11 protein-coding genes and 1 riboswitch are annotated in these 14,063 nt (G+C 63.8%); of the genes, 5 read left to right on the plus strand and 6 right to left on the minus strand.

The annotated features are described in order from the left end of the window. The first annotated feature begins 67 nt into the window (after positions 1-67). Together QZY07_RS17570 and QZY07_RS17575 are read left to right on the plus strand one after the other, a co-directional pair. On the plus strand, positions 68-316 hold the full coding sequence (locus tag QZY07_RS17570; RefSeq protein WP_295405624.1) for a zinc ribbon domain-containing protein: 249 nt from the start codon (positions 68-70) through the stop codon (positions 314-316). Continuing rightward, positions 313-627: a hypothetical protein gene (locus QZY07_RS17575; protein WP_295405517.1), complete on the plus strand. Its 315-nt coding sequence runs from the start codon at positions 313-315 to the stop codon at positions 625-627. Before QZY07_RS17570 ends, QZY07_RS17575 begins: the two co-directional genes overlap by 4 nt. A 208-nt stretch (positions 628-835) precedes the next feature. Here QZY07_RS17575 and QZY07_RS17580 read toward each other — a convergent pair whose 3' ends face one another. Both QZY07_RS17580 and QZY07_RS17585 read right to left on the minus strand, forming a co-directional pair. After that, on the minus strand, positions 836-1,459 hold the full coding sequence (locus QZY07_RS17580) for a hypothetical protein (RefSeq protein ID WP_295405519.1): 624 nt from the start codon (positions 1,457-1,459) through the stop codon (positions 836-838). 34 nt (positions 1,460-1,493) lie between these two features. Continuing rightward, the gene (locus QZY07_RS17585; RefSeq protein ID WP_295405521.1) at positions 1,494-3,611 is read right to left on the minus strand and encodes an EAL domain-containing protein; all 2,118 of its coding nucleotides are present in this window, start codon (positions 3,609-3,611) and stop codon (positions 1,494-1,496) included. Between the two features lie 161 nt (positions 3,612-3,772). Continuing rightward, positions 3,773-3,939: riboswitch (TPP riboswitch) on the plus strand. Positions 3,940-4,159: 220 nt separating this feature from the next. Between QZY07_RS17585 and thiC the strand changes: the two genes are divergently transcribed. The 3 genes from thiC (at position 4,160) to QZY07_RS17600 (ending at position 8,236) form a co-directional block, all read left to right on the plus strand. Further along, entirely contained in the window at positions 4,160-6,052 is a 1,893-nt protein-coding gene (gene thiC, locus QZY07_RS17590) for a phosphomethylpyrimidine synthase ThiC (RefSeq protein ID WP_295405523.1), read from the plus strand. A gap of 110 nt (positions 6,053-6,162) precedes the next feature. Next, positions 6,163-7,290: a cobalamin-dependent protein gene (locus QZY07_RS17595; protein WP_295405525.1), complete on the plus strand. Its 1,128-nt coding sequence runs from the start codon at positions 6,163-6,165 to the stop codon at positions 7,288-7,290. Then, positions 7,280-8,236: a GGDEF domain-containing protein gene (locus tag QZY07_RS17600; protein ID WP_295405527.1), complete on the plus strand. Its 957-nt coding sequence runs from the start codon at positions 7,280-7,282 to the stop codon at positions 8,234-8,236. The genes QZY07_RS17595 and QZY07_RS17600 overlap by 11 nt, the downstream gene beginning before the upstream one ends. Before the next feature lie 161 nt (positions 8,237-8,397). Here QZY07_RS17600 and QZY07_RS17605 read toward each other — a convergent pair whose 3' ends face one another. From QZY07_RS17605 to QZY07_RS17620, 4 genes are all read right to left on the minus strand, one after another. After that, positions 8,398-10,902, minus strand: coding sequence for a glycogen/starch/alpha-glucan phosphorylase (locus tag QZY07_RS17605; protein WP_295405529.1), 2,505 nt, complete (start codon positions 10,900-10,902; stop codon positions 8,398-8,400). 147 nt (positions 10,903-11,049) lie between these two features. After that, a complete protein-coding gene (locus QZY07_RS17610; RefSeq protein WP_295405531.1) occupies positions 11,050-11,343 on the minus strand; it encodes a hypothetical protein in 294 nt (97 codons plus the stop codon). 13 nt (positions 11,344-11,356) lie between these two features. Further along, positions 11,357-11,947 carry a DUF2939 domain-containing protein gene (locus tag QZY07_RS17615; protein ID WP_295405533.1) on the minus strand — a complete coding sequence of 197 codons (591 nt, stop codon included), beginning with the start codon at positions 11,945-11,947 and terminating at the stop codon, positions 11,357-11,359. Continuing rightward, positions 11,913-13,832, minus strand: coding sequence for an ATP-binding cassette domain-containing protein (locus QZY07_RS17620; RefSeq protein ID WP_295405535.1), 1,920 nt, complete (start codon positions 13,830-13,832; stop codon positions 11,913-11,915). Before QZY07_RS17620 ends, QZY07_RS17615 begins: the two co-directional genes overlap by 35 nt. Between the last annotated feature and the right edge of the window lie 231 nt (positions 13,833-14,063).

The following is a 14,063-nucleotide window of genomic DNA, read 5'->3' on the forward strand; positions in this document are numbered from 1 at the left end:
CAGCGGGTGGTCTTTTTTCCAACTGCAATCCTTCGTCGAATACAAGGCGAAGCTGCACGGCGTCGTTGTGCAATACATCGACCCGCGCAATACCTCGCGCACTTGCTGTGCGTGCGGGCATATTGCGAAGGCCAACCGCAAGACCCAATCCAGTTTTCTGTGTGTCTCGTGTGGTCATACAGCGAACGCGGATGACAACGCCGCGATGAACATCGCGACAAAGGCTGCCGTCAAACAGCCTATCGTAGCGTGCGATGATCGGAACGGATGCCGGGAGCATAGTTACAAGCTCCGCCCTTCAGGGCGGGGTCGTTGACCCATCTCAAAGTGATGCGCCGATCCGCCGTGATGCCCTATCTTGACGAATTGGCGAAATGGCCGACCTGGGAGGAATACGTCATTTGCGGCTTGATGAGCGAGCGCGGATATTGGCACCACCTGCCCCTCGTCGGTGCCGTCAAGCGCGTAAAACCGACAAGCGAATCGTCGATGCGACTGGCGACCAAGCCGCTGTGGCTGGCCGCCCTGCGCAAGGTGACAAGGCCGTTGATGCAGGCGAAGGCGCGGTGGGAGACGACGCCAGCGTTGGCCGAGTTAGGGGATGCGTTTGAGGTTAGCGGCGGCTGAATTCGCGTCTCAAATCAAGTTGCGCGGTGTCTCAAATCAAGTTGCGCACTACACCCTGTCCGGCGCCAGGAACCCGGACCCGGCTCGATGTTCCGGCCAACATGGTCATCCTTTTGCCCGCCAGAGCGACGGTTCCACCCGTCGTTCTTCCGCTCGACGCCGCCCACCCGCGCGAGGATGCGCCAATAGATCCACCCGATCCTTGCGTCTACAGCAGCGAATCCCGCACATAAAAATGACGCCACCCAGTTCCGCTCGCCGCTCGCAGCAGATCGAGCAGCGCATCGGTTGGCATCGCCTCTCCCGGAAAGACCTCTTCGACGAGAATCGCCCGCCGTCCGAATCCGCCCTGTTCCTTCCAGTCCCACTGCCAGGGCAGCCGGGTTGCGCCGCAGCTCGGGCAGGTGACGTACAGCTCCGGCTGGCTCGCCCACCGCGCCGCGCGTTCGCGCCAGTCTTCCAGTCGTCCACGGCAATCCCGACAGCGCGGAGGTCGCGTGTTGCGTCCGGCGTACAGTTGCGGATGGGGCGCGAGCGGGGGGAAACGAAGATGGCAAAAGGGCGCGCGTGGATCGGGAGCGGTCGCGATCTTGACCGCGCAGCCCGTAAAGGACACCAGACTCAGAAAAGCGGCGCCGACGCGGTAGGCCGCTCCAGAAGGGCCGGCCCCGAGCCTGTCCGACCATCCCTCCAACTGCTCGCCGATCAATTCCGCGCGGGCCAGGGCCGCGATCAGTGCCGCGCCGTCCGGGCTGGCGTTAGGATCCTCGGGCGTCAGAATCAGGCGACCGGTATGGTTAGCGATTACGGTGCCCGGTCGAACGGACGCCATGTCATCATTTAGTGGGCCGCCGTCTTGGACGGAATCAATGGTCATCGGGCGGATACTGGAAATCGAAGTTCAACTCGGGGCTCGGGATTTGCAGATAATTCCCCTGAAGGTAATCCGGGTGGCAATTCCAGACGCGGGCGATGGTGTCCTGGTCCTCGATGCCGGCGGCGATCACGGCGATACCCTGCTCGCGCAGGCGCTCGATCAGATCGATCAACTGTCCCTGCTCGGTGTTGTGTATGGTCTGGAAAGACAGCTTCGCGAACCTCGCCCCCAGTCTGCCGAGCAAGGCCACTTCTTCCGGAGTGCCGGAGACATTCGCCACGCAGACCTGGATGCCGTAGGTGCGCAGACGCTCCAGCACGGGGATCGCGGCGAGGATGTTTCGGTGCAGGTCGCTCATCTGGAATTCAAACAGCGGACTCAACTGGATCAGGTTGCGCTGGACGACCTGATCGCGGAACCAGGGAATCCACTCCGGTTCCGCCAGGGTACCGATGGTTTGATGCACCAGGAGCCGCAGCCGCGGTTTGCCTTGCGCGCCGTCGAAGAGCGGGGTCTGGGTCTGGCGCTGGCGGTCCATGGCCTCCAAGGCCCGTTCCAGCACCCAGCGGTCGACGCGCGGCATCAGCTTGCCGCGCGTCGCGACGGACAGAAAGTCGGCTGGAGGGATCTCTTCGCCGTCCAGCGTGCGGAGTCTGATCTGGGCCTCGTAAATTTCACCATCACTTGGGATGAACGGCAAGATCGGCTGAAACAGCAGGGTCAGGCCGTTCTGGGCAAGTGCGGTGACGATCAGCCGTTGAATCATCGCGTCGGATTCGGGGGCCCCGTCACGCGCCACCACCGGCGTCCAGACGCGGAACTGATTGCCGCCGGCCCGCCGGGCGCTGACCGCCGCCTTTTCTCCCCTGGAGATCATGGTCATGGCGTCGCCCGCGCTCGGCAGGAAGAGACCGATCCCGAGACTGGCCGTGATGCCGACATCCCGCGCCGGTTTCTCCGGTTGAATCTGCGCCAATAGCGCGCAGAGCTTTCTGGCCAGATCCTGCAATTGCACCCTCGTTTCCCGCTGTGCGATCAGCCCATAGCGGCAGTCATCCAGGCGCGTCGCGCTTTCGCGGGTGGTCAGGTGATGACTGATCTGAATTTCCATCTGGCGCAGCAGCTTCTCGACGCCGCCGAGACCCAGGGCCGCCAGGATGTGCGGATAGTCGTCGATGTCGATGACCAGCAGTCCGCACCCATCGCTTTCGATGGCTCCGGAACGCGCGATCCGGTCCAGGTGCCGCATGAAGACATCGCGGGGCAGAAAGCCGTTGGCGCTCTCGCGGCGATTGTCCAGGGTGTACCGATCCATCAGCCAGCGCGACATCCGAATGCGATGTTCGACGGCGCCGATCAACTGTTTGCGACGGATCGGTTTGGCGATAAAGCCATCGCCGCCTGCCTTGAGCGCCTCCAGTTGCTTGTCGAGATCGGTCTCCGCCGAGAGAAAGAGGATGGGGATTCCAAAGAGATCGTCATGATCGCGGATGACGGCGGCCATTTCGGCACCGGTCGCGCCTGGCATGTAAAGATCCATGAGGATCAGGTTGGGCCGGAACGCCTGCATCCGGCCGAGGAGCTTCATCGGATCCTCGACCACCAGCGTCTCCATGCCGGCATTCGCGAGCAGGACCGCAATATATTTGGCCTGGGCCGGATCGTCCTCGACGACGAGGATGCGGTAACGGCTCGTCTCGACCGCGCCACACATCCGGATGATCCGGCTGGCCAGGCGGCGGGGCGGGACCGGTGCCAGCACATAGCTGTTGGCGCCGGCGCGCATGGCCGCCAGGCGATGCTCCAGGGTCTCGTCGTCGGTCTTCCGGCTGGCGAGACAGATAACGCCGGGGCGCTGCCGAACGGAGAGGGAGAGTCCATCGAGAAAGCGTTCCAACCCGCTGGCACCGGCGATGTGGGTCATGTCGAGCAGCAGGGCGGCCGGCGGCGCGCGCCCGAATGACTGTGACAGATCGGCGAGACTGGCGAAGGCCGTCAGATGCAAGCCTCTTGGTTCGAGCAGAGGCGCCAGGTCGGTCAGCAAACGCTGATCGGCTCCGAGATAATCGACGCGGCGGCCAGTGCCCGCGAGGTTGAGAGGTGTCATGGTCGTGAAGAACCTGTCGTCGTGGAGCGAATGATCACCAGCGCTTGACCGGTTGACGGAGGCGCCTGTCGGCATGATGAAACGCTGGCGTGCGCGACGCAATCCAGACGGGCGGGAATTGCGGTTGAAATCACGGCGGCCTTTCGCTAGTTTCAACCACTGGAGACTGCTGGGGGTGCCCGCGCTGACCCTCTGTCGCTGAATCGTCGGTGTCTGGAGCCTGGGAGTCCAGCCGCGGTTCGATCGACAGTCGGCGTCGCGGGCTGAGAAAAGACCCTTTGAACCTGATCCGGGTCATGCTGGCGCAGGAAAGCAGGCGCAGGAAATGGCGACCGAAGATGGCGCCGCCGCACGGCAAACCATGCCCGCTCCCGAGATCGTCGGGAGCGCATGGCCCGCACGGCGACGACGCCTCCGGCATTCCCGTTTCCCGTCAGACTTTCCCCGCTGATCCGGTCGAGTTCCGTCCTGCCCGAGCGCCCTCCAGCCGCCACGCACCGATCGACCTGCGGCGCTCACGCGCCCCGTTTCAGCCTTGAGGACATCCGATGAGCGCCATCCCGCATGAATTCGTCCGCACCACCGCCCGGCTCTCCGAGGAGGTGACTGCACCCTTTCCGAACTCCCGCAAGGTCTATGCGACAGGTTCGCGCCCCGACCTGCGCGTGCCCATGCGCGAGGTCACCCTGACCCCGACCCAGACCAATCAGGGCGAGGAGGACAACCCGCCGGTCATGCTTTATGACACCTCCGGCCCCTACACCGACCCGAACGCGCGGATCGATCTCATGGCCGGTCTCTCTGACGTGCGGACAGGCTGGATCGAGGAGCGCGGCGACACCGAATTCCTGACCGGTCCGACCTCCGCCTTCGGACGCGCGCGCCAGAGCGACCCGCTGCTGGCCCATCTGCGCTTCGAGCATCTGCGTACCCCGCGCCGCGCCAAGGCCGGCTGCAATGTCACCCAGATGCACTATGCCCGTCAGGGGATCGTTACGCCCGAGATGGAATATGTCGCCATCCGCGAAACCCTGCGGCTCGACGAGCTGCGCGCCGATCCGCGCTATGCGAAGGTGCTGCGTCAACATCCCGGCCACTCTTTCGGCGCCAATCTGCCCGATCTGATCACCCCCGAGTTCGTGCGCGACGAGATTGCCCGCGGCCGCGCCATCCTCCCGGCCAACATCAACCACCCCGAAGTCGAGCCGATGATCATCGGGCGCAATTTCCGGGTGAAAATCAACACCAACATCGGCAACTCGGCCCTGAGTTCGTCGATCGAGGAAGAGGTCGAAAAGATGGTCTGGTCGGCGCGCTGGGGCGGCGACACCCTGATGGATCTGTCCACCGGCAAGAACATCCACGAGACCCGCGAGTGGATCCTGCGCAATGCGCCCATGCCGATCGGCACCGTGCCCATCTATCAGGCGCTCGAAAAAGTAGACGGCAAGCCCGAGGAACTCACCTGGGAACTGATGCGCGACACCCTGATCGAGCAGGCCGAGCAGGGCGTGGACTATTTCACCATCCATGCCGGCGTGCTGCTGCGTTACGTGCCGCTGACCGCCGACCGGCTCACCGGCATCGTCTCGCGCGGCGGCTCCATCCTCGCCAAGTGGTGTCTTGCGCACCACCGGGTAAATTTCCTCTACACTCATTTCGGCGAAATCTGCGAGATCATGAAGGCGTATGACGTGACCTTCAGTCTGGGCGACGGACTGCGCCCCGGCTCCATCGCCGACGCCAACGACCGCGCCCAGTTCGCCGAACTCGAAACCCTCGGCGAGCTGACCAAATTCGCCTGGGAGCAGGATGTGCAGGTCATGATCGAAGGCCCCGGCCATGTGCCGCTGCAGATGATCCAGGAGAACATGACCAAGGAACTGGCCGACTGCCATGAAGCGCCTTTTTACACTCTCGGCCCGCTGATCACCGACATCGCGCCCGCCTATGATCACATCACCTCCGGCATCGGCGCGGCCAACATCGGCTGGTACGGCACCGCCATGCTCTGCTATGTCACGCCCAAGGAGCATCTGGGTCTGCCCAACAAGCAGGACGTGCGCGACGGCATCGTCACCTACAAGATCGCCGCCCATGCCGCCGATCTGGCCAAGGGTCTGCCCGGCGCGCAGATCCGCGATAACGCACTCTCCAAGGCGCGCTTCGAGTTCCGCTGGGAGGACCAGTTCAACCTCTCGCTCGATCCCGACCGCGCCCGCGAATATCACGATCAGACCATGCCCCACGCCACGCACAAGGTCGCCCATTTCTGCTCCATGTGCGGACCGCATTTCTGTTCGATGAAGATTACCCAGGATGTGCGCGATTATGCGCAGGCGCATCGGATCGAGAATATCGAGGTCGCGGTGGAAACGGGTATGCAAGAAAAGGCGTGGGAGTTTCGGGAGGAAGGGGCTACTCTCTACAAGGCGGTTTAAACCGCCGGCACGGCTCCATGGCAAGGCGCGCTGGTTGCGCGCCTTGCTAGAATCTGAAATGCCGTTCCTCTCGCTCCACCGGTTGCCGGACTCCAGGACTCAAGGACGCAATGTACATCGATCCTTCCACGCTGCCTTTCGTCGGTCTGGAGAAGGTGCCGCCGATCCCGCCTCGGGCCGCCCGTCTCTATGCCGATCACGCCAACCGTCTGGCCGGCCAGGTCTCGCGCTTGCTGGCGCTTCACCCGCGCATCGATGAATTTCTCAACGGCAATCCCTTCCGTCTGTTTGAGGTCAACCATCGCAATCATGGCGCCTTCGTCGCCGAGGTGCTGCGGACGAATAATTTTGATTTACTGGCCAGGGCCTTGCCCTGGGCCTATCACGCCTACCATCATCAGGGCGTGCCCTACGATTATTTTGCCGTCCAGCTCGATGCCTGGAAGCAGGCGATCCGCGACCAGCTCCCAAGCGCCGAGGCATTAAGTCTGCTGCCGGTCTATGACTGGATGCTGTCCGTCCACGCCGACACCATCCTGGCCGCCGAACGCTATCAGTCAAAACACCCGGTGGTTCCGGCGGACCTGAGCGAGGTGTACGCGCACATCGTCGAGTCGCTGCTTGCGGGTGACCACCTGACGGTGCTCGATCACAGCCGCGCCCTGCTGGACGATGGGATGCCCTTTTCGCACCTGCTTCAGGCGATCTTCTATCCGGCCATGGTCGAGGTGGGCGTGCGCTGGGAGCAGGGCCGCATCACGGTGTCGATGGAGCATCAGGCCACCACCATGGTGTACCTCGTCCTTTCCACGCTCTATTACAAACAACCCTTCCCCGCCGCGCGGCGCGGGCGGGCGCTCGTTGCCTCGGTGAGCAACGAGTTTCATGAACTCGGCGCCTGGATGGTCGCCTCCTGTCTCGAACTCGATGGCTGGGAGGTGACCTTTCTCGCTAGCGATTGCGCCCTGGAGACGCTGGTGCAGACGCTGCGGGAGGAAGCGCCACGCTTCGTTGCCCTGTCGGTCAGTTTGCTCAGCAACCTGGAAGCGGCGCGGGAGACGATCGCCGCCCTACGCGCCGCGCTCGGGCCAGGGTCGGACACCCGCATCCTGGTCGGCGGGCGCGCGCTCTTGACGGCCCCGTCGCTGCTCGATTCGCTCGGCGCGGATCTGTTTCTCACCGACTGCGAGACCGCCGTCAGTTGGGCCCGCACGCTGGGAGAGTCGGATGAAAGATGAACACGTACCCAACCCCAATCTGACCTGGGCGCTGCAAAGCTATGTGATGGATTCGGGGCGTCTGCTGCTGGTCGAGCTTGACGATCAGGGGCGGATCGGCACTGCCAATCTGGCGTTTCGCTCCCGCTTCGCCGGCTTCTCCCGGGTCCATGGCAAACCGCTCGCGTGTTTTCTGCGCCACGAGAGCGGCGATCATCTGGGGATCGAACCCGGGCTCGCGTACCGCACGCCGGTCGCGCATGTCCTGAAGGGGGTGCTCGGCGGCGAGGCGTATCTGTTTCACGCCTATCCCATCGACCAGGGCACGCTGCTCATTGGCGAACTGGCCAATGTCGTCGAGAGCGACATCGTCGAACGCATGGGACACCTGGCGATGGAGATGTCGCGCCTGGTGCGGGATCTGCGCAAGACCAACCATAAACTGGCGCTGGCGAACGAGTTGAATCAGTCGCTGGCGCGCACCGATCCGCTCACCGAACTTGCCAATCGGCGTTATTTCATGGAACGGCTGAACACCAGCATCGCGCATGCCCTGGCGCGCGATCATCGGTTGTCGCTCCTGATGATCGATCTGGATCATTTCAAGCGGGTCAACGACCGGTTCGGTCATGCGGGCGGCGATGCCATGCTGGTGGCCTTCGCGCGTCTGCTGAAGTCCCAGGTGCGCGCCGCCGATCTGCCTGGGCGCTTTGGCGGGGAGGAGTTTGTCCTCTATATGCTCGACGCGGATCTGCGGGCCGCCACCGAGGCAGCCGAGCGCCTGCGGACCCAGCTTGCCGGATTGCGACTGCTCGATGCGGATTTCTGCGTCACCGCCAGCGTTGGCGTGACCGAGCTGAGTGCCGGGGAAACGGCGGAGACGCTCCTGATCCGGGCCGACGATCTGCTCTATCGGGCCAAGACGGAGGGACGTAACCGGGTGATCGCGGAGGCGTGCGGAACCTGAAACGGCACTTGGAACCGCAACGGCGCAAAGGACGCGAAGCACAGCTTGCGCTCCAGACGACCGTTACCCTCTGGGTGACGGTCGTCATCGAGGCACAACATTGCAATCCTTTGTGCTCTTTGCGTTCTTTGCGGTTCAACTGCCGTTTTTAGGGTCAAGCCTTATGCCTTGGGCGGAACGGCGTCGAGATGCCAGATGTCCTGGTTATATTCGGCGATGGTGCGGTCGGACGAGAAATGACCGCTGCGGGCGCTGTTCAGGATGCTCATGCGCAACCAGCGGTCACGGTCTAGATAGGCCGCGGCGGCTTGTTCCTGCACGTCGATATAGCTGCGGAAATCCGCGGCGGTCATCCAGGGATCGTGCGGGTTGCGGATCGCGAGGATGATCTGGTCGAAAATCCCGCCCTCGAACTGATTGAAATGCCCGGCTTCCAGCAGACTCATGACCTCCAGCAGGGCCGGATCGCCGGCGATGATGCCATTGGGGTCATAGTGATGACGGCGTGACTCGACGCCGGCGGCGGTCATGCCGAAGAGGAAGAAATTCTCCTCGCCCACCTGATCGCGGATCTCGATGTTGGCCCCATCCAGGGTGCCGATGGTGACCGCACCGTTCATCATGAACTTCATGTTGCCCGTCCCCGAGGCCTCTTTGCCGGCGGTGGAGATCTGTTCGGACAGGTCGGTGCCGGGCGCGATCACTTCCATGAGCGAGACGCGGTAATCCGGCACGAACGCGACCCGCAACAGGCCCGCGGTTTCCGGATCGTTGTTGACAGCGCGGGCGACGTTATTGATCAGTTTGATGATCTGCTTGGCCATCACGTAACCGGGGGCCGCCTTGCCGCCGATCAGGACGCAGCGCGCGGTCCAGTCGCGGGTGTCGCCGCGCTTGATGCGGTTATAGAGATGGATGACATGCAGGATATTGAGCAACTGGCGCTTGTATTCGTGGATGCGCTTGACCTGCACGTCGAAGATGGCATCCAGCGGAAACTCCACCCGGCAAATTTGCGCGACATGCTCGGCCAGACGACGCTTGTTGTCCTGCTTGATGGCATGCCAGCGAGCGCGAAAGTCCGCGTCCTCGGCAGAGGGCGCAAGCTGCTGGAGTTGGCTGAGGTCGCGCACCCACTCGGTGCCGATGGTCGCGTCGAGCAGTTCGCGCAGACCGGGATTGCACATGGCCAGCCAGCGCCGCTGGGTCACGCCGTTGGTCTTGTTGTTGAATTTCTTCGGCCAGAGGTCATGAAAATCGCGGAACAGACCTTCGATCAGCAGCTCCGAGTGCAGCGCGGCGACGCCGTTAACCGAGAAGCTGCCGATGATCGCCAGATAGGCCATCCGCACCTGCGGGTCGTGGCCTTCCTCGATCAGCGACATGCGCCGCTGGCGGTCGGTGTCGCCCGGCCAGCGGGTGGCGACCTCCGCCAGAAAGCGGGCGTTGATCTCGAAGATGATCTCCAGGATGCGCGGCAGCAGTTGGCGGAACAACCGCACCGACCAGCGTTCCAGCGCCTCGGGCAGCAGCGTGTGATTGGTGTAGGCCATGGTCTGGCGGACGATCGGCCAGGCGGTGTCCCACTCCAGATCGTGATCGTCCATCAGTTGGCGCATCAGCTCGGCGACCGACACGGCGGGATGGGTGTCGTTGAGCTGGAAGCAGTTATGCTCGGCGAAGCGGCTGAAGTCATTGCCGTTGAGCCGGATCCAGTCGCGCAGCACGTCCTTGATGCTGGCGCTGGCGAGGAAGAATTGCTGACGCAGCCGCAATTCCTTGCCGCATTCGTTGGCGTCGTTGGGGTAGAGCACCATGGTGATGTGCTCGGCCTCGTTCTTCTGGGCGACCGACTCCGGGTAGCTGCCGGCATTGAATTCGCCAAGGTCGAATTCGTCGGTGGCGGCGGACTTCCAGAGACGCAACGTGTTGACGGTCTCGTTGCGGTAACCGGGAACCGGGATATCATAGGGGACGGCGAGTACATCATGGGTATCCACCCAGCGGACCGTCTTGCGACCGCGTCGATCCACGCTGGTCTCGGTCCGACCGCCGAAGGGGATGCGCTGGGTGAATTCGGGACGTTCGAGTTCCCAGGGGTTGCCGTCGCGCAACCAGTGATCCGGCTCTTCGAGCTGTTCGCCGCCCTCGATCAACTGGCGGAACATGCCGTATTCGTAGCGCAGTCCATAGCCTCGCACCGGGAGTTGCAGGGTGGCGCAGGAGTCCAGAAAGCAGGCCGCCAGACGGCCCAGACCGCCATTGCCCAGACCGGCATCGGGTTCGTTGCCGGCAATCTCTTCCAGCGCCAGACCCATGCCGTAGAGTCCCTGCTCCACGGCGCTGTTGATCCCGAGGTTGAGCATGGCGTTCGACAGCGCGCGGCCCATCAGGAATTCCAGCGACAGATAGTAGGTGCGCTTGCAGCCCGCCTCGTCATACGACTTGCGGGTCAGCTTCCAGCGCTCCATCAGGCGGTCGCGCAAGGTGATGGATAGCGCCTTGTAGGAATAGTAGATCGCCTGCGCGTCATGGTCCCGCCCAAAGGTGTGGGCGTAATAGCGCCGAAAATCCTGCGCAAGCCCTTCGGAGTCCATGGGCAGCGGCGGAAGATCGAAGAACTGCGCGTTCGGATGCGATTTAGCGAGGTCGTTCAAGGGAGGCATAGGTGGTTGAATCCTGTTGGGTCGGGTTGAATATTGCGCGATATAGTAGCCGCTGGTACGGCGATGCGCGAACCTGTCGTGTCATCCGCGACAGTTCGTGGTAAATCGGCAACATTGAGTCAATCCCGAGTTCGGGATGTCCCGCGTTTAATGTCGCATCGCGATCAGGGTCGGCAGCGGCGAAAGTCCGTGTTTGAAATCGCCCCGCAGCCGGCTGAGCAAATGGGCCCGCTGCTCGGCGTTGGCGACCATCAGGGCCGCGAACGCCGCGCGCCATTGGGCCAGGTATTCCCGGTCGGCCTGAAGCTCGGTGTACAGCATCACCGCCGTGCAGTAATCGGTGGCCCGGAGGTAATCCTTGAACGGACTGTCGGTGGGAACGAGCAGCGGTGCGATCAGTTGGCGCGCCCGCTCCGATGCCGTGAGCTTCGCGGTCGTCATGTGGGCGTTGACATCAGTAGTAGAGTGTCGAGACACGCCAGCCTCGCCGGTCAAGATGCAGCCGCAGGATGACCGGCTCCGCGTTGCGCGGCCCGATCCGCGCGCGGAAATCCCGTGGACTCTCGAAAAAGCCGTCGGCGAGGAGGGACGCAAAACCTTCGCCGGGGAGTGTGCTCGCGGTCAGCTGCGCCCGCACCCAGTCGAGCGTGACGCCGCGCTCCAGCGCCTGGACGCCATGCTGCCGGACCCCCGACTCCAGCCACCCGATAAAGTCGTCGGAGAGTCCGTCGATGGCGCTGGCACGCTCCTTGTTGAGACGGCGCGCCAGTTCGTCGCGAATCGCATCCAGATCCACCAGCCGCTCCAGTGTCGCCGCGTCGCCCTGGACGAGCGCGCGGTGCAGGCTCCAGAGTGTCGTATAGGGCCAGAGTCCGTAGAGGATGACCAGCGCCAGGCCCAGGAGCAGCAGGCGTCTGGCGGGCCGGCGCGCGCGCCGCCACCAGCGGTGGAAGGCCACCAAGACCTGATGACGCGCGCGCGCGATCGCCGGCACTAAAAAAACCGCCTTCTCATGCGCGCGCATCCGGGCACTCGTCGCGGGCATGATATTGTTCGATAGACTCGCTGACCTCAAGCCAAGCGTCCTCGGTCGCTTCCAGATCCGCGCTGACCTGACGCTGCTCGGCCAGCAGGGTCAGCAATCGCGCCTTGCTCTCGGGCGCGTAGAGCTCGGATGCCGCCAGCGCCTGATCCAGGGCCGCGCGGCGCGCGTTGAGCGTCGCGAGCCGCTGTTCCAATTGCTTTTCGCGGTTGCGCAGCGGCTGCAATGCCTTGCGCGTCTCTGCCGACTGTCGACGCTGCTGCTTGCGGTCGCCGCCGTCGCGGGCGCTGTCCTCGTCCCCGACCGGACGCGCGCCGGGATCGCGTCCCGCCAGCCAGGCCGGGTAATCGTCCAGATCGCCGTCGAACAGGCGTACCCCGCCGCCGTCCACCAGCATCAACGTGTCGCTGGTCACCCGCAGCAGATGGCGGTCGTGCGAGACCAGCACCAGCGCCCCCTCGAAGCCCTGCAACGCCCCGCTGAGCGCGTGGCGCATCTCCAGATCCAGATGGTTGGTCGGTTCGTCGAGCAGCAGCAGATTGGGCTTCTGACGGATGATCATGGCCAGCACCAGACGCGCCTTCTCGCCGCCCGAGAGCGGCGCGATGGGGTCGAGCGCGCGGTCGCCGGCGAAACCGAAACCGCCCAGATAGTTGCGCAGGGTCTGTTCGGTGGCGTTCGGATCGAGCCGGCGCAGATGGCCGAGCGGGGTGCCGTGGCGGTCGAGTTGATCCAGTTGATGCTGGGCGAAATAGCCCACGCGCAGATCCTGCGCGCGTTCGCACTGACCCGACAGTAGCGGCAGTTCGCCGGCCAGCACCTTGATGAGGGTGGATTTGCCCGCGCCGTTGCGTCCCAGCAGGCCGATGCGGTCGCCCGGCTCCAGACTGAACCCGACGCTCTGGAGGACGGGCTTCGCGCCATAGCCGGCGGTTGCCTTGTCCATCCGCAGCAGCGGACGGGGCAGATTCCCGGCTGGCTCGAAACCGAAGCGGAAGGGCGAGTCGATATGCGCCGGGGCGATCAGTTCCATGCGCTCCAGCGCCTTCACCCGGCTCTGCGCTTGACGCGCCTTGGTCGCCTTGGCGCGGAAGCGCTCCACGAAGCTGTGCATGTGAGCGATTTCGCGTTGCTGACGCACATAGGCTGACTGCTGCTGGGCGAGCCGCTCGGCGCGCTGGCGCTCGAAGGCGGAATAATTGCCCGCGTAGAGCGTCAGTCGCCGATGTTCCAGGTGCAGGATGTGGCTGCCGACCGCGTCGAGAAAATCGCGGTCATGCGAGATCAGCAACAGGGTGCCCGGATAGCTTTTGAGCCAGCCTTCGAGCCAGATCACGGCGTCCAGATCGAGATGGTTGGTCGGCTCGTCGAGCAGCAGCAGGTCCGAGCGGCACATGAGCGTGCGCGCCAGCGCCAGCCGCATGCGCCAGCCGCCCGAGTAGCTGTTGACCGGACGGCGTTCGTCGCCCGGCGCGAAGCCCAGGCCATGCAACAGACGCGCGGCGCGGCTCGCGGCGTCGTAGCCGCCGATGGATTCCAGGCGGCCCAGCAGTTCGCCGTGACGCAGACCGTCGCCGGCGGCATCGGCGGCGGTCAGCTCGATCTCGATCTGGCGCAACTCGCGGTCGCCATCCAGCACGAACTCGATGGCCGCGCGCTCGGTGTCCGGGGTGTGCTGGGCGACATGCGCGACCTCCCAGCCGGCCGGGATCGAAAACCCGCCCGCGTCCGCGTGCAGATCGCCCAGCAGCAGGGCGAAAAGGCTCGATTTCCCGCTGCCATTGGCGCCCACCAGACCCACCTTCTGGCCGGGATAGATGGCGAGCGACGCCTCTTCCAGCAGGAGGTTGGGGCCACGGCGGAAACTCAGGTCTTTTAGTTGAAGCATGATCGTCGCGGCAAGGAGAGTGAGTGAGAGGTCAACGCGATGCCCTGCGCGATGACGGAAACGGGCACACGGTGAAGCTCAATCCAGGAATCGACGCGGGGTAAATTGTTGCATGGATGCCACCAAAATAGGGATTTGCGACGGCCATTCTAGCAGATGGAAGGGATTTTCCTCATCAAATTGTTGCGCGTTTTGCCTCAAAGTGTCGCTAAAAAGAGAATGCGAAGGGGC

Origin of the sequence: uncultured Thiocystis sp. (genome assembly GCF_903866365.1) — a bacterium.
GTDB lineage: Bacteria > Pseudomonadota > Gammaproteobacteria > Chromatiales > Chromatiaceae > Chromatium.

Bases quoted from the DNA above. Each gene is read 5' to 3' on its own strand.
- QZY07_RS17580 (WP_295405519.1), bottom strand. From the start codon at position 1,459: ATGGCGTCCGTTCGACCGGGCACCGTAATCGCTAACCATACCGGTCGC.
- QZY07_RS17585 (WP_295405521.1), bottom strand. From the start codon at position 3,611: ATGACACCTCTCAACCTCGCGGGCACTGGCCGCCGCGTCGATTATCTC.
- thiC (WP_295405523.1), top strand. From the start codon at position 4,160: ATGAGCGCCATCCCGCATGAATTCGTCCGCACCACCGCCCGGCTCTCC.
- QZY07_RS17595 (WP_295405525.1), top strand. From the start codon at position 6,163: ATGTACATCGATCCTTCCACGCTGCCTTTCGTCGGTCTGGAGAAGGTG.
- QZY07_RS17600 (WP_295405527.1), top strand. From the start codon at position 7,280: ATGAAAGATGAACACGTACCCAACCCCAATCTGACCTGGGCGCTGCAA.
- QZY07_RS17605 (WP_295405529.1), bottom strand. From the start codon at position 10,902: ATGCCTCCCTTGAACGACCTCGCTAAATCGCATCCGAACGCGCAGTTC.
- QZY07_RS17610 (WP_295405531.1), bottom strand. From the start codon at position 11,343: ATGACGACCGCGAAGCTCACGGCATCGGAGCGGGCGCGCCAACTGATC.
- QZY07_RS17615 (WP_295405533.1), bottom strand. From the start codon at position 11,947: ATGCCCGCGACGAGTGCCCGGATGCGCGCGCATGAGAAGGCGGTTTTT.
- QZY07_RS17620 (WP_295405535.1), bottom strand. From the start codon at position 13,832: ATGCTTCAACTAAAAGACCTGAGTTTCCGCCGTGGCCCCAACCTCCTG.